We start from the raw sequence: 19,865 nt of genomic DNA, 5'->3' as shown, positions 1-19,865 counted from the left end.
CTATTTGAAAACAAAACCTGAGGAAGTATAAACACGCTCTTGGTCATCATCTATTTTCAAAATCTTTCCATAATTATCAAGCTTATCACCTGTACTCACCGTTACTGTTTTACCATGCTGGTCTTGCAACCAGGCCCGATTTCCAACAACCGCAACCAATGCCAACTTATCACTTAAATTTGTTTTTTCAGCCTGAAGTAATGAAAGCTGCTCACTGATTTGCTTTAATTGTGGTGATAAACGAACGGTTTTGTCTATTTTCTCATCTAGCTGATGTACATAGCTTGTTAACGTTAACAAACTCTGTTGCACCTTGGCTACACTGTTTTTAAGGCTATCGACTTCTGTTTTTGTCTCGCTCTGGCTTGTAATCATTTTTTTTGTATTGTTATTTAAGATTAATACTGCTTTTTGCAAAACATCTTGCATATTATGCATCTGACTTGTCAGTGTATCTTGCACATTTTGCATCACCTTGGCATCAACGCTGTTTGACGGCTGGTGCTTGACTACTTGTTGGCTTTGGTGCAATTGTCCATCACCTTGAGGTAAGCTGTGAACTTGATGCTGTCTTGCTTCAAACATATCTTGGGAAAAAGCAGGCTTCTGTGCCTGTGGCGGCTTTTGTGGTGCATGAGGTAATATTAAAGATCCAACACTATAAATCACATATAAAACCAATGCGCCACCAAAGGCATATGCTACCCACATAATCGAGAATGAATCACGAAGCTTCTGCAAAAGTGTATTAACCAGGCCGACTTTTGCATTCTCATCTTCATTAAACTCAGGCTCACTTTGTACTGCTTGCCTATTAGCAGAGCCTAAAGATTGCTGATTTGTTTTATCATCAATCACTTCATCATTATCAAAGTCAAACTGTTTCATTGCTACTGTTTCCCCATATTTATATCTTAAGATCGGACATTAAAAGAATTCCCACACCTGTGCCTTGATCCAGTGTTACTGTTGGTGGTGTATTAAACTGATTAGAAAGCACACCACTAAAGGTTGAGCCAACCTTGCCAAGGCCTGAATAAAGTCCTTCTTTTGCACTGTTTTGTGCACGTCCAGTGGTCGTGATACAAGGCCCTTGATTGCCTTGTGGGCAAATTGTCTGTGTTTGAATATTGCCTTGTGCGAAAAAAGAACCAAAGCCATCCAAAAATGATGTGGCAAACAAACTTCCATAACGCATTAAATAATGATGGTCCACATCAGACGCAAGCGCAGTTTGTGCCGTTTGTGCATTAATTGCATAGGCATCGATAGAAACACTGTGTGATAAGCTTGGCAAAGACATTAAATTAAATTTAATTACCAAACGATCCTTTTCGCGTTGAAAAGTCCCCATAAGCTTTGCATGGCGATAAGGACCTGTCACAATCGTTGCTAAGACAGGGGTGTTTTTCTGATCACTATTTACTGCTGTATCGATCGTAGCAAACAAAATACTACCAGCCTTTAATAAGACACTTTGCTGATCTGAACCTGATAAGACACCTTGTGGCTGACTTTGGTTTGGATCAGAGACACTAACAACGCTCAGAGCATTTCCTGTATTTTGCGTGCTTGTTAATGAATTATCTAGATATTGTGCCATCTTATTGCGCAATTCTGCGACTTTTTCCTGCTGGGCTGGCGTCCAGTTGTGCTGCGTTTGTTTATCACCGGGCTCATTTGTATTTAAGGCATTTCTAGTTGTTTTTGACACTGCCTGCTGTGATTTTGCAAATTCTTCAGGCGTAGTAACAGTTGTTTTTTTGTTCATATCAGTAGAAGTTGCGTTTTGATTATTCAACTGACTATTGCTATCACCCTTACTTGATTGCTGCAACTGTTCGATAAAGGACGCCCCCGAGCGCTCGCTATCCAGTATCGCTTTTTTTTGATTCTGTATTTGCAAATCTTCGTATTTTCGTGACACTGGCACTTTTTGCTGAGAATCAGTTGTTACAGGACTAATGCTTGAAGGCAGGTCATGGGAATTAGTATGGCTTTGCTCAAAGTAATTTATAAGTGAAACAAAAATCGCCACAATAATAATAACAATGAGCAACACCTTAAAACGCGGATTTTGCCAACATTTACGTAAGATTTTTTTAAACATCACCTTTATCCTCAACTGTCACTTGCTCTGTTTTGCCATGGTTATTTAACAAAAGCACATTTGCCTGAGGCAACTCATAAGCATGCATTGTATTAACCACTTTATTATTCGCCCGCGAGATCCACTCAGGAGATAAAAGTATCGCATCAGTTAATAATATATAATGTCCTTGATATGCCCACAATCTAGTATTATTATCCATGCTACCACTTAAAGATAACGGTTGTGCATTTTGTGGTGGAACACCTGACAATAATGCCACTAGATAATCTGGTGCTGTTTTGACATCACCTATTCTTGCAAGCTTTGCTTGAGGGGATAATGCCTGGATACGGATATAGTCCATATCATCCCATGTTTTTTGTCCTGAGATAAGCGTAATTGGTACAGGCACATCAAGCCCTTTTAATACAATGGTTAAATTCGTTTTTATATATGGCTTGGATGACTGTAAAATCAAACTGCCTGAATCCTTAACTGTTGTTACATGAATCGCACTATTTGCTGATACATATTGCTCTATTGGCCAAATATTACCCTCCTGGTCAGTAACAACAACAACTGTTGCCCCACTAACACCAACACGGACAACAGGTGCATGCTTTCTTTTAGCTGGATCAACTTGTGCACTGATAATCCTGGAAGTTGCATCTGAATCATCAGCACTGATTGCTTTTTCCTGACTGGCCTTTGCTGACTTAAATGCTTCAATCTGCTGTGGTTTTAAAGGAAAGCTTTGATCGAGTAAGGATGTAAAAGCCGCATTACTGACATCGGTATTTTTTGCATAACTGATACAACTGAGCAAACAAAAAAATAAATAATAGAATTTTTTACACATATCGTTTGGCCGACTATTTTTAATTCAGATTCTAAACAAAGAATGCTTAAAATATTACGTGGTTAAATCACAGTTTTGAGATTATCAGGAAGATTTTGCCTAGCACATCACAATACTAGCTATTCGTTTCAGGTGTATAATCTGCTTTATTATAATATTTTAAAATATCTGTTTTATATTTGTCATTATCACCAGATATAATTGAGTTTGTAATCATATTCGTAATTGGTAAAGCTACAATCAATAACACGCCAATACCAATATGAACTAGACCACTTTTCACCGGCTCACTTTGCGCGCCTTGCGAGTGATGCGCTTTTTTAAGTGCAAAAAGCCCAGCAATCACGAACCCTGCACCAACAACAGCAGCACACGCAGCAATAAACGTTAAAACACCCCCACCAACACCTAGTAAATTTTTCGATAGATCCTGAATATTCCCAGTTGTTGGATCAATACCGCTTGAAGCATCAGCAAAACTGATCACAGGTAACAATGCCCCCCAACAACATACAACGCTGTATAGGAAAAGTTGTTTAAGCTTTTTGATATAATACATAATTTTACTCCTTTATCTTATTTGCTCGTTTAATGTTACTTATCTGCTACAAATGCAATACCATAATTATTACAATAGATTGCATTACTAATAGTAATCATTATTTAACCACAACTTTATTGGCAGTAACATGTGGATACTCCACAGAAAAATCATGTTACTGCATGCACCGTATTTTGAATCACATTTATGAGATATTCTGCATTAATAGCAGCAATACCGCCCACAATGTATATGACCACCTGCCCAGCTGTAGCTTGCCCTCGCTGGTGCTCACCTAAAACTGTTAATAGATATAACCCACGTGCAAACGAGATTAAGCCAATCACCATGACAAAAAAATAAAATAAAGATAACACGGCAGCAATATTTGGATCATTTGCTAAACGCCCTGTCGCCTGGCCACTATCCAGCAAACATTGATATAATAATAAAGAAGATATGTTTGCTCGCCCGTCACTGCTGTGGCAATAATATAGTGAAGTATTATCTGTATAGTAAGTGCTCTGAAAAACAGGTAATAGCGCTGGTAAAAGGATTAACAAGGCTCCTGAAACAAAACAAAAAAATGTTGCTCCTGGCGAATGTCGGTGAAAACTTTGCTCTTTTTTTGCATGACGTATAATACGAATTAACCCGTAAACAACCAGCGCAAAACCAATAAGTGCCAAAGAAAAATTAAGTAAAGTGAGAATTGAATCACCAAATTTTCCCTCATGCGGGTTCCCAGCTAATATATTAAAAAAATTATGTATCGCCTGGGCTATATCTGTTTTATTGTCTGCCATAGTTAACCTTACGATCTACCTTTTAGTCAATTTTTTCTTTATTTTGCGCTTTCTTAGCTTCTTTGTACTTATCATATGTTTTTCTACCTTTTTGCGCGCCTTTTGCCATAGCACCACCACCATCTTTCGCACCTGACATCATCCCCTCATCCGTTGCTTTTGTTTTATCCATCTCAGCCTGCTGCTGCTGTTTATAGGCACTGATACCCTCGCTTACAGCTGAGCCACCAGCCTGCGACGCAGAAGATGCATTTTGTGAAGCTCCTGATTTTAACTCCTGCATTTCCTGCTCACCATTGCTTTGACCTTGTGAGCCACCAATCCATTGCAAGACTTTATCAGGTAATACATAAATCAAGCTGAAGCATTTTTGAAAAGCAAGCATCATAAAGCTTCCAAACATAAATACCAGAAATAGCATCACAATACCACGGGCATATTCGCTTGTTACTGGCATAATGCCAACCAGGGCATTACCTGCCATATGAAAACCTTGAATTGAAAATGTAATCACAATATAAGTCAATGACAACCCAATTAATAAACCAATAATCATTAAAACCGGTCGAAAGAACAAATTTAGTACCATTTGGATTCCAGGTTGCGCCTTGCCAAAAACTTGATGACCCTCTGGGTAACATATACCTAATGCCATTAAAGGTGCCGCCACCATTGACTCAATTACTAATAAAAGCCAGGCAACTTTTCCTGTCCAAAAAAGCACAAATGGAATCATTGGCAAGACGATGGAATACATCACACCAATTGAAAAAACCGCACTGATAACCGCCAAGGCAAGTGGTAGCCACATGAGATCAGTTGACACCTTTGCCATTTCTAAAGCTGCTTGCGCGGTAAACATTGAAGCCATTACCTGGTAAGTCACACCAGCAGCTTCAGTAAGTGTTGTACCAACTGCAGCTGCACCAGGCGCCCAAAAACCACCTGCTGCAGCGCCTGCAATGGAGGCTGCAACACCTGCTGCAGCAAATGCCGTTGTAGTATCTGCCAATGGTTCCATTTTAGCCTTATAATCGCTAGCAATTTTTGCAATGCGCTGTTGCACATTCGTAAAGATTTGCACAGCAGAGTTAACCATATCATTAATGAGCTCAACCCCTAAGTTTTGCAAGCGTTGTATTGCGCTAAATTGTGCACCATAATCAAGCTTTCCCTGGTTCTCCCCTGAATCATCACCACTTACATCCATGCTTGTTACACCATAAAGCTTTTGAATCCAACTACCAGACTCATTTGGATTAAGCTTGGCAAAGATTGTTTCAATTAACTGCTGCGATGGTGAAGTTACCGATGTAATCATGCTATCGCTTTGCTTTCTTTTAATAACATCAACCCCATTTTTATCCAAAAACGCTAAAATGCTTAAAAAATTATTAATGGAAGTCACGACTTTGTCACTTTGTGTTACTGGATTATCATTTGTTTTCTGCAAATAGGTATTGATGATATTTACAACTAATTGCACCATATACAGGTAGTTACTATTTAACCGATCATTGACATATAATGCGATTAACTGTCTTGCATGGTTAGCTTTATCTTTAAGTGTTTGATCTGTGCTATCTTTTAACATTTTTATCAATAAGTTATTCAGCTGAGAATTCAAATCATAAGCATTCGCTGGCTGTAAATCCCCTGCATTAACAACAAAGCCTGAATCAGCACCGATATTAATGCGATTAGGATAGCTCTCTGACAAACCAGTTTGAGATATGGTTAATTTTTGTGGTTGAAAAGTATTCTGACTAAAAATATATTGATCATAAGAAAGATCAAGTGACAGGCTACTTAATTTTACGGTTTCATTATCCGTTGGGAATAAAGCAAACAAAGCTGCCTGTACGCTTTGGATTTTATCATTAACAGACTTTAAAGTTGAGGCCATCGCCTGATCAATTTTTAAGGATAAATCCCCAGCACTCCACCATGAACTTTGTGAAAGTTTTTGACTTTGACATGTTTCATACGCTTTTTGCGCTGCCTGTTGTGCTTTAGCACTATCGTCACCTGAACTAATCACTGACTCATAAGCATCTCGCGCTGAAAGCTTACATGCCTGCTCACTATCTAAGATATCTTGAATATTACCATGTGGTTGTAATTTCTTCAGTGTTTGTGAAATAATATTATCCACATAGGCATAATTATGATTATCCATCGCCTCCATATAGTTGCCATCAAAAGGAATGACACTACTTGACTGATTATTTTGATTAATAAAGCGTGCTGTATAATCCCCAGTAACAGATAAGCCATTAAAACCAATTTTATAGTAATCAGGCGCAACAAATTGTGTATCACTCATATATTGAACTAAATTAGGGTATTTTTTAGAAAATTCTGCCAATTTATCCTTTGCAGTTTTCCCCTGTTGACCAGATGTATCATCACTACTGGCAAAAGGAAAATCGGGATCCAGTCCAATTGTGTTTAATACTTCATCCAGGCCCTGAATCAACAAAGTACTTTTCCCAGACTCACCTGCAGGGTTTATCACAATGCCGCTATTATTCAAGGCATTCCATAGCACACCAATATTATATTTTTTCCAGGATTGATGCGTTGGATCAAAATCATTGCCAGATAACTGTTTATCGTCTGGTAACTTCTCACCAAGGAGCGCTGGTGTTACCTTAACTAAATTTGATAGTGCCTGCACATTATAGGCTGTGCCCGAAATATTTTCTACTTCTGTTAAAGGTTGATTATCTGTCCCCATTTGCGCTGTACAAACTGACGCACTGCGGCTTGAATTATCAGGGTCAATCCAGAACTCATCCTTATCTGCACTACAGCTTGGGTTGGCGGAAACATTAATACTACTACCGCCTAAAGATATCGTGTTTTGTTTACAAACACACTTTTGTAACGTTTGTGGTTTATCCTGCAGCATGCTTTTGGCCTGGTTGCTGACAAAATCCAACATGACCATATTTGCAATGGTTGTCTTAAGCGGGTCTTCAAGCATGTCAATTCGCGCTGGCATTTTACCATCATTGATACTATCAAGTGCACCGTGCCAGATCTTATTCGCAAACCCGACACCAACAGCAATAACATAAAATACCAGAAACTGTGCCAGACAATATCCTGTTTTTGCCGGCACCGCCATTAAAGGTCCCACAATCATCCGCATTAATGACCAGTGTGTATTCCACTCCCGACCTAAAAACTCACCATCTTTTGCTGTATTGATCACCCCAACAAAAACGATATAGCCATATAAAACTAATGCTAATGTTAGCATTACTGCATTAAAAGTTTTGAAAATATCTGCTGCTAAGACCGTTGAACTGCCATCAGCAACAATGCCATTTAAATTAAATCCTAAAATGGATTTAATAACATGCATGGCAGCATCATTATTGCTACCGGCAATTAAGTCAGCCAGGCTGTTACTCATTTTTATCTACCCTTTGATTAAAAATAAAAAAGCGCCACCATTCACCAAACGTACAACCCAACTTTTTCTGCTGAATCTGAAACGCCCAAAAATGAAATTTAAAAAAATGCACCAATAAAACAAATAAAAGCCCAAGCCCGATAAGCAGGGCATGATAAGCGCCTGTTTCAAACAGATAAATGCAATACAGCAAAACAATGATGCTTAATACAAAAAAAAGCTTATAAAAAAAGCAAAAAAGCCGATAGTTCTGGCTTATTTTTGTATCATCTATGCCATGTTGTTCAAGCGCATCAAATTCACAATCAATTTTTGGTGGTTTTTTTTTAGCAAAAAGTGGTTGTATAAATGCTATAATCGTGCGGTGCTGCAAACGAAACAGATGAAATGAGGCAGCTTTTGCAACAAAGGCTCGGGTTCTTTTAAATTTAAACATCACACCCCTTAAGACGTACGTTTTGATTCTTGAATAAACTGACGAATTGCCAATAACGTATCTTGCTGGTTTTTACGCTGAATCGTCAGTGTGATAACGACATCAGAGGTCGTTTTAGTATCCTGCCTGACAAAATGAATAGATACTGGCACCTGCACAACCCAGGTATAAATACCATCAATAATACCTTGAGATAAAATAATTGGCTCATCTGTCGTAATCGCATTCATAACAAGCTGCTGTTTTTTAATCTTTTGTAGCATTGGGAAAAAGGCCTGGCTGAAATTCTTCCAGCCAGCATTAGTAAAATAATCAGCATTAGCACTGAATTCTTTAGCGTAATTAACAAAATCCAATTGATAAATATGGTTAAGCGCCTGCACAGTCCAGCTTTTGACTTTATCATCACTGACTAATGGTTGTGATAAAGGCCGTAAAGGAATTACACGACCATCAACTGTTGAGGCAAAGTAATACGATTGACTATGGCGATCCAGTAATGAAAACACAGACACTACAAGGATTATATTAGCAATTAAAACAATAATAAAAGCAATCCATAACCGCCTAAATCCAGTTTGATAAAAATCATTACGCGCAATAATTTTTTGTAATTGGTTCGTTTTTTTCATATCTTATTACCCATGTCACTTATATGATTGTTTTAGACGGATATTTATTTTTCTGATTCAAGTCGTTGAACTATTTTATAATGAATGCTTTATATAGAGTACGTGATAAAACCACGGGAATATTAACTATTCACGCTAAAGATTTAAGCTATTGTCACCATTAATTTGCGCAAGGACACTATGCTGCCCAAGACCAGTCTGGCTATCTTTTGCCTTCTTTAATTCACCATCCATTTCTTTTTTCAATTTTTCATCAACGCTGCTGGCAACAGATAAGCCGCTTATATCAATTGCTTTTTTATCTAATATTTCTAAAAACTGCTCAAATTTCTCTTTATTAAATTCACCATCAACTTTTTTAAATTGATCACCATAAATTTGGCAATCCAATCGGCCTTCTTTACAAAAATCCGGCGATGCAATAATTAAACGCGCCAAATCTTTTGCACAAACATCTGTTACCTTATTAAGCACAAGCGTACCATTATCTTGATACGAGAATTCAACCTTCTGGTTTTCGGCATAGCCTTCAATTTTATTGCCATTTTCATCTTTCTTTCTGGTATAACTTTGTAAGATATAACCTCCGCCTTCATTCTCTTTAAACGTAAATTTCTGTTCATCATTATTTTGTGTGGATTTAAAACGTATTTTTGCTCTTTGGTTTAAATCATCTGCCATTAATGAATTATGATTGACTAGCCCTTTTCTTTCATCGCTTAGCTGGAGATCCTTTTTCCAATATAATATACGCTTGCACAGGCCGCCTAGTTTTTGCTTGTCCTGAGTATCTTTACCTTCTAAAAGGTTACGTTCATTTTGCGCAAACTTGTTGTTTTTGGAAACGTTGTTAATATGCGTTTGGTAGTCTTGAATTAACTTGTCGATATTGTCTTGATATTCGTCACCTAAAACACTTTTCAATACTTCAGTTAGCTGAAATTGATCCATATTTTCTTGATTATAGCTTGTGCCAACCCAGCCTTTAATTTTTTTATTAATCTGTATTTTCGTAAGATCAATATAATTATGATAGGCATAGTATTCTTTTTTAAGTTGATCTTTCGTAAACTCTGGCTCATCCTTATTTTGGCTTTGTAGAGCTTCCTTAATCCCATCACCCTCAAAAAATAAACTTTCCAACGCAGCTAGTTTATCTTTTACTGTCACTGGTACTTGACTATCTTTTTCTATAGCAAATAACTGATATGTTTTATCGCTTCCCTTTAAAGCCACAGCCGGTAGTGCCTTATTTTCTTCATTTTCTTTATTTTCTTCAATCCAACTATCAAACTGTTTAAAAAACGCTTTGCGGTCTTCTGGTCTTTGTAATTTTGCTTGATCGACTTCAATAAGTTGTTTATCAAGGCATTGAAGTAGCACAGGGATATTATGCCCATTATCCATTTTTGAAATAGCAGCAATAAAATCTTTGAGCTTTTCCTTAACCTCACTCGGTTCTTTATTTGCTTCATTTGCTTCTTTCAGCGTATTATAGGCCGTTTTTCTTTCCTTATGTGTCATAGAAGCACTATAGCTATTTACAAAATTCGTAGCAAGGTCCTTTACTTCTCCATCGTTCATCTTATCAACCTTTGCATGCATCGTATCAACAATAGCCTGGACTTTTTCACCAGATTGTTTTTCAGGAAAAAGCGTTTCACCTAGTTTCTGAAAAGGGTTACTATTTTTATCGAGCTTAACTGGTTCATTTTGATAAGGCATTTTCATTATCCTTGATTAATACAATTTTTCTTTACAGCTATGGGTTGTTAATATTTTGTTCATTCTTTTTCTGATCAGCAGAAGAAAATAGCAGTTGTTTTTCTTCTTTGTTACTACTTTTCTGTGCTATTTTATTCTCCTGCAAGCTTTTGACTTTCCCTAAAAACCCCTCCATCATTGCTTTAAGCATCCCCTTATCATCAGGCTTATATATATCATCATACACTTTTTCGGCTTTTTGACGTTGTTTATCAGTTGGGTTATCTGAAATGCTATTTAAAAAGGCTTCGCGATCAACAAAGACGCCCTGATCTCTTGCTTTCTTCAAGACAGCTGTTATATGATTTTCTTTGCCTTCATCGATTTTAACATTGTTATTCAAGGTATATTTAAGCCTGGGTGTATTATCATACACAATTTGAGTAAGCGCTTTAGTCTCCTCATTTGTCAGCGTATCTACTACCTCACTAACCTCTTTCTTCGTATCTTTTTGCTGGTTTGAAAATAGTGCTTCTAGCTTGTTCTTCTTGTCTTTATCTTGAGAAAAATCACTCAATTTATCTTGAATATTTTCAGCAGCAAACTGGTAATCAAACGTATCCTTTTTCATTCGGATCACCACTGAGACAGCTTGCAGGATGGTACTTGAATTCTGCGTATAGGAATTTAATTTAACGGACCCGTCTTTATTTAAAGAAAATGAAAAAGCATTATCCTCTTCTTTATTGTCATGTGGTAAAGTAATTGTATATGTGCCGTCTAATTCCTTATTAGTCGTTCCCTTAGAACTATTAAACATTTTAGGTAGTTCTTGCGTTAGAAATCTATCTTGCAGCTGTTGCGCAATCGCTTGACGTTGATTTTGCTCCAGTTGATTGATGCTCTCTTTTGCACCTTTAGAAAGTGCGTCATTGTTGTTATATATATTACGAAGCGTATGTAGCTGCTCATAAGTGCCTGCACCTGATGAAGCTTCTACTTGAAAATCTCGTATTTGCTTTTGCAGCGCTTTTAGCTTATCTGCCTTCTCTTGATTCGCTTCCTTTGTACTTTTTTTTTCTATTATTTCCAACAAATTTTCTTTATAAGCTTCAAAATCTGGTTTTTTTGGCGATGCCATAATACAACAATACTTGTAAACTTGATTAAAATTCCATAGAGCTTATAGTCAATGTATAAAAAACAAAACGTGGCTTGACCACAATACAAATCTTGATTACACAAAAGAAAACAAAACCCAGCGGTATATTTGATATGGTTTTCAATCGATTTAACGCAAAAAAACCGGTATATAATCAATCATTAGACACCAAAAGCCTCGACTGCCCTTAAACCATTTCCACTTAGACCAGCTCATAATAATTTTCAATGACTTTTACCTGATTAATTAAATCAATTCTATGATGAATATTTAGCTTTAAATAGATATTTTCCAGATGCTTGTCTACTGTGCGCTTTGATATATTTAAATAATCAGCAATCTTAGTATTACTGGCAAATTTATACTTTGCAATGCTTTTGGCAATTAGCTGCTCTTTTTGCGTAAGCTTTCCCAAATGACTTTTTATAAGCCCAACAGGTGTTTCAGCATTTATTTGATATGGCTTAACACATTCAGTAATAGGCTGGATTCTTTGCCATAAATGATATTTATCCACCATCAAAATCAACGACTGAACATCTTTAATAAAAGCAAAACTCTGGCAAAGCTGCATTGCTAAAAGTCCCTTTTGTAAATGGCAGGTCACCGTAATATAACTACCATCATTTATCAGAAACTTTAGTAATAATGCATCTTTATTATGCAAAAATACTTGTTGCGCTTCATGGCCTGCGTGCTCAACCACGCTGCTATATAAAAAAAATTTGGGCAATGTTGATAGCGTATTATGTGAATAGCAAGGACAGCATAAAGACAGTTGACTTGATAAAAACTTTTCGTGCTCATCACTTGGATTGCAGATTAATTGATAGACTTCTCCATCTTCTTGAATTTTTTCTAACGAAACACCGTACAGTTGAAAACTTGACATGATAGTGTTAACAAAACACATAAATGACTTAGGCAGCCTTGTTGACACCATGAGATAGTTTTGCTCTAAAGTATTCATTTTGCTTGCGCACCTAGTTTGTACTTGCATACACATTTACTAAGGAAAAAAGCCAACTGAATCAACATGATGGTAATTACAATATAAAGGCTTACTGCCTCTACCGTTATATGAGGCAGTAAAGACAATGTCAAATTTATTAATCCCGTACTTATAAAAATCAGTGCCATAATCACACCAGCAGAGCTATCTAATACACACTTAAAATAGTCCATTGCCCCACCAATGCTTGGGCCAATCAAAAAGGATACACTTATGATCCCCATAAAGCCAAATATGGCAAAATAATAATAGTTAAACTTCGCATAGCCTGCATAAAGGAATAAGCAAAAGAATATAATACTCATTACAATACTACCGTATTGAAGCAAGCAATAAGAATTTTTAACATACCTTGTTAATAAAACGACTAAGATAGACCCTAGCCAAAAAGCAATTGCGAGCATAAAAAGCAATACTGACAGTTTTATTAAACCCATATTAAACTTCATCAACACCACAGGTATCACCATAGCCATAGCAAGGTAAGCACAATTCGCAACGATGGCAAGACAAGCATAATAATAAAATCTTTTATGTTTAGCGAAAAAGGCAAGTTGCACACCAATTTTTTCACGCCTAACACTAAACAATTGCCTCTCATGCGACACTGTTATTTGTCGTTTATGCAACGACTTGTAGCTACAAAAGAGAATAAAACAACCAAATAAAAATAGTATAATAAAGACAAAACGCCAGCTTAGTGTTGCAAGAATGCTGACACTTAATATACTGCCAGCAAGGTTAGAAAAAGCACCAAAGCTATTCACAAGGCTATACACCTTAACACTTTGTCGTTGATAAAAATCCCTTTTAATTATGGTGATACCAGCAATTGAAGTCATACCAGCTGAAATAGATAATAGAGAATAAGCACATATAAATTGCATAACTGAGCCAGAAAAAGCACAAAATATGCTCGCAAAACAAAAAAGCAAGGCAGCAAACATTGCAAGCTTAAAACGATTGATATATTCCAGCAAAAAAATACAAGCCAACTGCGTGACACCAAGAAGTATAAAAAACAAACATACGATAACATCAACCCAATTCTCATTAAGCTTAAAAGCCTTTAAGAAGAAAGGCGTAGCCGGCATAAATAAATCAATTGACCAGCCAAATGCAAAAACCAAAGGAAACATTATTAATGCATATGTAAAAAGCGGTTGTTTTGTGTTTGTATTTGTATTGCACATACTTACTTAAGTAACAGATCCATAACTCTTTTGATAAACGCTGAATTGTATGATTATCGACATAAAAATGTCAATAAGACAAACACCAATAAAAATACTTTGTTTATATTTCTTTAATTATATAAATATTCGATTATTTTTTAAAAAAAAGACTATTTTTTAAAAGCCTATTGATATAACTTTTAGCTCCTTTGATAGTTTCTCTGTCACTACCATAAAATATACTCCTATAGCATCATAAAGTTGGTAGCGTTTTTGTTTATTTCCAACATTTTGTAAATTCCCGGTATTTTTTAAAAAAAAGATTGCTACATTAAGTGGATTAACGAAAGCTGAACTCCCATCACAAAGGTTTATTAAGATGTCGTTGTCTACTGTTTGCTATAAAAACTCAAATACCAAAACATTAAAAAAAACATGCACCTTAAACAACATCAGCACATTACAACAAATGATTGGAACAATTATACAGAATTTTGACTTACATGAGCTTACCATCCAAAGGATTGTGCCAAACCATACTTTATATCAATGCACCTTAACAGCAGAAAATCATCGTCCTCAAAATTTAAACCGACCCTTAATAGAGTTACCATATACAATACTTGAACAATTACCCAAATTTTTCCTCTTTAGTATGCTAATAAACACACAGCCTCCCGCAAAAGAGGATATTCTATATCTGAAATTTTATCGCCCGCGCAGTGGATATCTGCTTGTTAGCAGTCGCGTGAAAAGTCCTCTATTTGCTTACCAGCTATTTAATAATCATCTGGTAATCAACGAAATTAAAAAGCTACTCAATGATTTATTAAAAACGCCTTACTGGGAAAAAGTGCCTACACAGGAGAAAATTCAATTTAATAATATCCCACAACATATAAACCTTGTACCACAGCAATCACCGCTTTCAAGCAAAGAACTTATGCTGATGAATCATTTAGCCAGCTACCCACAACATTCCAATAAAGAAATTGCTTTGCACCTTTATATCTCTAAACGTACAGTTGATAAACACATCGAAAATATTTATCATAAGCTGGATATCAAACATAAAATTGAACTGATTGAATATGCACAACTTTCACAAACTAGCTATTACTTAACTTGACGAACATTTCGATGTCCACACGACAAAAGCACATAACGATTAAACATCTTAAAATTCCGTTAACCCAGTTACCAAAACTACCTTTTATAGATCCAGCAGGCTGGCTGGTAATCAATTTTCAAAAGGATGCTATTTGCCTATACTCTCCTACAAAGCTTAGCATATCAATAAATATCATCATCCAAATGCTATTAACGCAAAAAAGCACTCCCCTTTTAAACCCTTGTCTATTTTTAAATGCACCTATCTGCAGCTTATTGGCATCAATTAAAGACCAAAAAATAAAACCCGATAAACAAGCTCCGTGGCATAATTATTTCTATTGTATCAATTTCCACCCTGATGTAAGCTTATCCGTATTTATTTCCCCCATTGACAACTCAACTATGCGTTACTACTACCTTAATAATTCACAGATATACCAGGAATTTACGGATCAACTGCTAGTGATGCACCAAGCGAAAGTAGCTAATCTAAAAAGCATAGGAACTTGTACATATCACTTCAAAAACAACGCGCAAAATACACCAGATCTGTCCATGCTATCCTTAAAAACAATTCGACAGCTTGACATTGATATATTAACTTGTCTATATAACAACCACACTCCAACCAAAGACATTGAGAAAATCCTTAAGGTAAACCCGCGTGCGGTAGAATATGCAATCCACAAAATGTGTCAGCAATTAGCGTGTATAAATCGCTTAGATCTTGCTGTATTTATTCACCATAAACCGACGATATTACAGGGCTTGTTTTATCACTTTTTGATGCGTGAATAAAAGACAATTTTTTATTAACTGCTCATTTTTCATTAAAAATAGTACAAGCTGCTCAAAGCTTGTCTGATTCAATTTATTTCGAAGGCGATAAACGTAATCTTCGCACATTCGATAAGAAAGATGAAGATAGTTTGCAAGCTCACTTATGCTAATAACATTTTTTGCGACTATCATTAGGGCAACTTCAATTTCTTTTTTTGTCAGTCGACTCGCCATTGCTACCATTTTTTTTGGAAAAACAGGATTACTGATTGAAACGCTTTCATCATAAACAAAATCTTGAGATAAGCGAAACTCTTCAAATGAAATCATATTCTGTAATATCGAATCGATATAATTGATAAAGTGGCGAAAAGTATGTTGATGCGCTAAATGCAATAAGGTAAGCTTTTCTGCATCAAACACCATGGATAGACGAAACATATTGCCATGACTATCCGGCTGGCAATAATAAAGTATATCTTGTTGAAAAATGGGATGATTTTGTTGGCGAAACTCAGAAATAAAGCCATTTTCTGAAAATATACGTGGCAAAGCCAACATGCTTTTATAGTTTGCCATTGGCTCATTTAAATAACCCTTTTCAGCCACATAACGCTCTGAAGCAGCTCCACGATATAAAATAACATCATAAACATCACCATTAGGTAGATATTTATTTAAAATAAGCTCTTTTATTTGAAACTTTTCAATAAAGGGACGCGCCAACTTTTCAAAACCTGCAATATGCTTGGGTAACACCACCTGCTGAATGTCTTCAAAACTTGGCATATTAAAAAGCGTTTCTTTCTTAAGAAAGAAAATTCTAACATGTCTAGGGAATAACTCAACTAAAATTGATCGCTTTACAATCTATGAACTTATTTTTATACATGTAACACAGGAATGCTTGTGATTTTCCCACGAAAACAAAGCACAATTTATACACTTTCTTGCAAAGTAAAAAATATCATCTATTTTTACTATGGGCCTATCTTTAAAGGCCAGTAAGTCAATAACATAGGAGAATATGACATGAAGTGTCTACAATGGATCGCATTATTACTTATTATCATTGGCGGACTGAATTGGTTACTGATTGGTATCTTTAATTTCAATTTTGTCCATTTTGTCTTTGGCTCTTTATGGATATTCGAAAGAATTATCTATATTCTGGTTGGCCTGGCTGCACTTATCTGCATCCCAATGCTTAAAGAGTGCTGCAAGAAATCCTGCCCAACCAGCAGCCAATCAACTCATGAGTAATTTTACAATTAATATATAAAAGGAAAAAATAAAAACCGGGCAATACCGTTATACAGGCGATAAAATAAGCAGCAAAATACTTGCTGCTTATTTTTGATCTTTACTTTAATTATGACATCATGTTTTTCAAAACCGTCTGCAAGATGCCACCATTTTTCAGGTAATCAACATCCACGTCGGCATCTAATCGCGCTAATGCTTCAAATTCAATCACTTCACCATTATCACGCACCGCTTTCACCTTCACATTTTGACGTGGTTTAAGGTTATCAAGGCCTGCGATATCAAATTTTTCACTACCATCAAGGCCCAATGATTTTGCACTTTGGCCTTCTAGATACTGCAATGGCAAAACACCCATGCCAACCAAGTTTGAGCGATGAATCCGCTCATAACTTTCAGCAATAACCGCCTTAACACCTAAAAGGAAAGTCCCCTTAGCTGCCCAGTCACGCGAAGATCCTGTGCCATACTCTTTACCAGCTAACACAACTAAAGGTGTACCTGTTTCTTTGTATTTCATCGCCGCATCAAACACGTATTGAATGGAACCATCTGGATGATATTTGGTTACACCACCTTCAGTACCTGGTGCTAGAAGATTTCGAATGCGAATATTCGCAAAGGTACCACGCATCATAACCTCATGATTTCCACGACGCGAGCCATAAGAGTTAAAATCTTTTTTCTCAACGCCATGTGCTTTTAGATACTGACCTGCCGGATATTCTTCAGGAATGGCACCAGCTGGCGAGATATGATCAGTTGTTACCGAGTCACCCAACATCAATAAAGTGCGCGCACCTTTAATATCCAAACTGCCATTGCCAGCATCCGCAAAGTTTTCAAAGAAGTTTGGACATTGAATATAGGTAGATTTTTCATCAAACTCATATAACTTCCCTTTTGGTGCAGAAAGTTTCTGCCAGTCTTCTGTTCCATCTAAAATGGTGGCATAAGACTTTTCGAACATCTCAGCATTAACCACTTTTGCTTGAAGCTCGGCAATATCATGTGTGCTTGGCCAGATATCTTTTAAAAAGACATCTTTACCATGCTGATCCTGGCCAATTGGGTCATTCTCAGGATCAAAATCAACGGTACCGGCAATTGCATAGGCTACCACATGAATCGGTGAGGCTAAATAATTCGCCTTAACATCTGGATTAATACGCCCTTCAAAGTTACGGTTACCTGAACATACTGAGGTAACAACCAAATCACCTTCATTAACAGCATCAATAATTGGCTGATCCAGTGGTCCTGAGTTACCAATACAAGTCGTACAGCCATAACCAACAATATCAAATTTTAATGCTTCCAAATATTTCAGTAAACCTGAGCTCTCCAGATATTGTGTCACAACCTGTGACCCAGGTGCCAGTGACGTTTTCACATAAGGCTTGACTTTAAGACCTTTTTCAACGGCCTTTTTTGCCAAAAGCCCTGCACCCAATAAAACTGAAGGGTTTGATGTGTTCGTACAAGAGGTGATCGCTGCAATTGCCACATCACCATGTTTTAGTTGGTGATCCATACCTTTTACAGGGACTGACTTTTGTACATCTTCTTTGCTTAAGCCAAACCCATGAAGACCTGATTCTGCTGTTAAGCACTCATTGAAACGCTTTTTCAAATCACGCATTGCAACACGATCTTGTGGACGCTTTGGTCCGGCTAATGTTGAATCAACCGTTGACATATCAAGCTCAATGATAGATGAATACTCAGGTTCTTCTGATGGATCATGACGGAATAAATATTGCTCTTCATAGACTTTTTTCGCCAAGTCCATATATTTGCTTCTGTTAGTTTGTTTAAAATACTCCATTGTCACATGATCAACCGGGAAAAAGCCCATGGTTGCGCCATACTCTGGCGCCATATTGGCAATCGTCGCGCGATCTGGTAAAGATAAATGATTTAAACCTTCACCATAATATTCAACAAATTTTCCAACAACACCATGTTGACGTAATAACTCAGTAATGCGTAACACAAGATCTGTTGCACTGACACCTTCACGTAGTTTACCCGTAAGTTTTACACCAACAACATCAGGTAAAACCATATAATAAGGCTGGCCAAGCATGACTGCTTCAGCTTCAATACCACCAACACCCCAGCCCATGACTCCAATACCATTGATCATGGTTGTATGTGAATCCGTACCGACCAAAGTATCCGGATAAGCTACATGCTCGCCATCGATTTCTTTAACAAGCACCCCTTTGGCTAAATACTCCAGATTTACCTGATGGATAATACCCATGCCAGGTGGTACCACGGTAAAATCATTAAAGGCTTTTTGTCCCCATTTAAGAAGGCTATAGCGCTCACTGTTACGCTCATATTCCTTGGCAACGTTTTTCTTCAAAGCATCTTTAGAGCCATAAAAATCTACTTGAACTGAGTGATCAACCACCATCGCTGTATCAACCAAAGGATTGATTTTATCTGCATTACCACCTGCATCTTTAATGGCTTGACGCATTGCCGCTAAATCAACCACTGCAGGCACGCCTGTAAAATCCTGCATTACAACACGTGCTGGCATGTGTGGAATTTCAGGTCGCACTTTGGCTTTTGCATCCCAATCCAATACACTTTTAACATCACTTTCTTTGACTTTATAGTTATCGATATTACGCAACTGATTTTCAGCTAAAACACGAATAGAATAAGGCAAACGTGTGATATCTTTTCCAGTTTCAGCAGCTAGTTTCTGTAAAGAATAAGCAATATATTCCTGCCCATTACTTTCAAGCAATACTTTTGCTGATCGCTTAAGATCCGTCATTAAGAGGTCTCCTCTTTAAGTTTATTATTTTTCACAATACATTTTTGGCTATATTAAAGGATTTGA

17 protein-coding genes are annotated in these 19,865 nt (G+C 36.8%); 3 read left to right on the top strand and 14 right to left on the bottom strand.

Features of this window, described 5'->3' with window-relative positions:
- The 12 genes from DNK84_RS02755 to DNK84_RS02700 all read right to left on the bottom strand — a co-directional run bounded on the left by DNK84_RS02755 (position 1) and on the right by DNK84_RS02700 (position 13,807).
- A complete protein-coding gene (locus tag DNK84_RS02755) occupies positions 1-888 on the bottom strand; it encodes a hypothetical protein (RefSeq protein ID WP_119343046.1) in 888 nt (295 codons plus the stop codon).
- 19 nt (positions 889-907) lie between these two features.
- Positions 908-2,110, bottom strand: a complete 1,203-nt coding sequence (locus DNK84_RS02750) for a TrbI/VirB10 family protein (RefSeq protein ID WP_119343045.1) — start codon at positions 2,108-2,110, stop codon at positions 908-910.
- Positions 2,103-2,951 (bottom strand): DotH/IcmK family type IV secretion protein, encoded by an 849-nt coding sequence (locus DNK84_RS02745; protein WP_119343044.1) that lies wholly within the window; start codon positions 2,949-2,951, stop codon positions 2,103-2,105. Before DNK84_RS02745 ends, DNK84_RS02750 begins: the two co-directional genes overlap by 8 nt.
- Before the next feature lie 115 nt (positions 2,952-3,066).
- A complete protein-coding gene (locus tag DNK84_RS02740; protein ID WP_119343043.1) occupies positions 3,067-3,510 on the bottom strand; it encodes a hypothetical protein in 444 nt (147 codons plus the stop codon).
- A 152-nt stretch (positions 3,511-3,662) separates the two neighbouring features.
- Complete coding sequence (locus DNK84_RS02735; protein WP_119343042.1) at positions 3,663-4,298, bottom strand: hypothetical protein; 636 nt, start codon at positions 4,296-4,298, stop codon at positions 3,663-3,665.
- Positions 4,299-4,320: 22 nt separating this feature from the next.
- Positions 4,321-7,722, bottom strand: coding sequence for a DotA/TraY family protein (locus DNK84_RS02730; protein WP_119343041.1), 3,402 nt, complete (start codon positions 7,720-7,722; stop codon positions 4,321-4,323).
- Positions 7,715-8,158 (bottom strand): hypothetical protein, encoded by a 444-nt coding sequence (locus DNK84_RS02725; protein ID WP_119343040.1) that lies wholly within the window; start codon positions 8,156-8,158, stop codon positions 7,715-7,717. The genes DNK84_RS02730 and DNK84_RS02725 overlap by 8 nt, the downstream gene beginning before the upstream one ends.
- 8 nt (positions 8,159-8,166) lie before the next feature.
- Complete coding sequence (locus DNK84_RS02720; protein ID WP_119343039.1) at positions 8,167-8,790, bottom strand: DotI/IcmL/TraM family protein; 624 nt, start codon at positions 8,788-8,790, stop codon at positions 8,167-8,169.
- Positions 8,791-8,925: 135 nt separating this feature from the next.
- Positions 8,926-10,515 (bottom strand): hypothetical protein, encoded by a 1,590-nt coding sequence (locus tag DNK84_RS02715; protein WP_119343038.1) that lies wholly within the window; start codon positions 10,513-10,515, stop codon positions 8,926-8,928.
- Between the two features lie 37 nt (positions 10,516-10,552).
- Complete coding sequence (locus DNK84_RS02710) at positions 10,553-11,635, bottom strand: hypothetical protein (RefSeq protein WP_119343037.1); 1,083 nt, start codon at positions 11,633-11,635, stop codon at positions 10,553-10,555.
- Positions 11,636-11,858: 223 nt separating this feature from the next.
- Positions 11,859-12,626 (bottom strand): helix-turn-helix domain-containing protein, encoded by a 768-nt coding sequence (locus DNK84_RS02705; RefSeq protein ID WP_162902174.1) that lies wholly within the window; start codon positions 12,624-12,626, stop codon positions 11,859-11,861.
- Complete coding sequence (locus tag DNK84_RS02700; RefSeq protein WP_162902173.1) at positions 12,623-13,807, bottom strand: MFS transporter; 1,185 nt, start codon at positions 13,805-13,807, stop codon at positions 12,623-12,625. Before DNK84_RS02700 ends, DNK84_RS02705 begins: the two co-directional genes overlap by 4 nt.
- A 784-nt stretch (positions 13,808-14,591) precedes the next feature.
- On the opposite strand from DNK84_RS02700, the gene DNK84_RS14190 reads away from it, so the two are divergent.
- Positions 14,592-14,972: a response regulator transcription factor gene (locus DNK84_RS14190; protein WP_162902172.1), complete on the top strand. Its 381-nt coding sequence runs from the start codon at positions 14,592-14,594 to the stop codon at positions 14,970-14,972.
- An 11-nt stretch (positions 14,973-14,983) separates the two neighbouring features.
- Positions 14,984-15,754, top strand: a complete 771-nt coding sequence (locus DNK84_RS02690; RefSeq protein ID WP_119343033.1) for a hypothetical protein — start codon at positions 14,984-14,986, stop codon at positions 15,752-15,754.
- On the opposite strand, the gene DNK84_RS02685 is transcribed toward DNK84_RS02690, so the two are convergent.
- The gene (locus tag DNK84_RS02685; RefSeq protein ID WP_119343032.1) at positions 15,716-16,525 is read right to left on the bottom strand and encodes a helix-turn-helix transcriptional regulator; all 810 of its coding nucleotides are present in this window, start codon (positions 16,523-16,525) and stop codon (positions 15,716-15,718) included. The genes DNK84_RS02690 and DNK84_RS02685 overlap by 39 nt on opposite strands.
- Positions 16,526-16,768: 243 nt before the next feature.
- On the opposite strand from DNK84_RS02685, the gene DNK84_RS02680 reads away from it, so the two are divergent.
- On the top strand, positions 16,769-16,999 hold the full coding sequence (locus DNK84_RS02680) for a DUF378 domain-containing protein (RefSeq protein WP_119343031.1): 231 nt from the start codon (positions 16,769-16,771) through the stop codon (positions 16,997-16,999).
- A 109-nt stretch (positions 17,000-17,108) separates the two neighbouring features.
- On the opposite strand, the gene acnA is transcribed toward DNK84_RS02680, so the two are convergent.
- The gene (gene acnA / locus DNK84_RS02675; protein ID WP_119343030.1) at positions 17,109-19,799 is read right to left on the bottom strand and encodes an aconitate hydratase AcnA; all 2,691 of its coding nucleotides are present in this window, start codon (positions 19,797-19,799) and stop codon (positions 17,109-17,111) included.
- Positions 19,800-19,865 lie beyond the last annotated feature (66 nt).

The sequence above is a fragment of the Facilibium subflavum genome, from assembly GCF_003574485.1.
GTDB lineage: Bacteria > Pseudomonadota > Gammaproteobacteria > Francisellales > Francisellaceae > Facilibium > Facilibium subflavum.
The sequence above is the reverse complement of the archived record's forward strand: the minus strand, read 5'-3'. Positions and strand labels throughout refer to the sequence as shown.

Bases quoted from the DNA above. Each gene is read 5' to 3' on its own strand.
- DNK84_RS02690 (WP_119343033.1), top strand. From the start codon at position 14,984: ATGTCCACACGACAAAAGCACATAACGATTAAACATCTTAAAATTCCG.
- DNK84_RS02705 (WP_162902174.1), bottom strand. From the start codon at position 12,626: ATGAATACTTTAGAGCAAAACTATCTCATGGTGTCAACAAGGCTGCCT.
- DNK84_RS02740 (WP_119343043.1), bottom strand. From the start codon at position 3,510: ATGTATTATATCAAAAAGCTTAAACAACTTTTCCTATACAGCGTTGTA.
- DNK84_RS02680 (WP_119343031.1), top strand. From the start codon at position 16,769: ATGAAGTGTCTACAATGGATCGCATTATTACTTATTATCATTGGCGGA.
- DNK84_RS02730 (WP_119343041.1), bottom strand. From the start codon at position 7,722: ATGAGTAACAGCCTGGCTGACTTAATTGCCGGTAGCAATAATGATGCT.
- DNK84_RS02700 (WP_162902173.1), bottom strand. From the start codon at position 13,807: ATGTTTCCTTTGGTTTTTGCATTTGGCTGGTCAATTGATTTATTTATG.
- acnA (WP_119343030.1), bottom strand. From the start codon at position 19,799: ATGACGGATCTTAAGCGATCAGCAAAAGTATTGCTTGAAAGTAATGGG.
- DNK84_RS02685 (WP_119343032.1), bottom strand. From the start codon at position 16,525: ATGCCAAGTTTTGAAGACATTCAGCAGGTGGTGTTACCCAAGCATATT.
- DNK84_RS02745 (WP_119343044.1), bottom strand. From the start codon at position 2,951: ATGTGTAAAAAATTCTATTATTTATTTTTTTGTTTGCTCAGTTGTATC.
- DNK84_RS02750 (WP_119343045.1), bottom strand. From the start codon at position 2,110: ATGTTTAAAAAAATCTTACGTAAATGTTGGCAAAATCCGCGTTTTAAG.
- DNK84_RS02755 (WP_119343046.1), bottom strand. From the start codon at position 888: ATGAAACAGTTTGACTTTGATAATGATGAAGTGATTGATGATAAAACA.
- DNK84_RS02715 (WP_119343038.1), bottom strand. From the start codon at position 10,515: ATGCCTTATCAAAATGAACCAGTTAAGCTCGATAAAAATAGTAACCCT.
- DNK84_RS02710 (WP_119343037.1), bottom strand. From the start codon at position 11,635: ATGGCATCGCCAAAAAAACCAGATTTTGAAGCTTATAAAGAAAATTTG.
- DNK84_RS02720 (WP_119343039.1), bottom strand. From the start codon at position 8,790: ATGAAAAAAACGAACCAATTACAAAAAATTATTGCGCGTAATGATTTT.
- DNK84_RS02725 (WP_119343040.1), bottom strand. From the start codon at position 8,158: ATGTTTAAATTTAAAAGAACCCGAGCCTTTGTTGCAAAAGCTGCCTCA.
- DNK84_RS02735 (WP_119343042.1), bottom strand. From the start codon at position 4,298: ATGGCAGACAATAAAACAGATATAGCCCAGGCGATACATAATTTTTTT.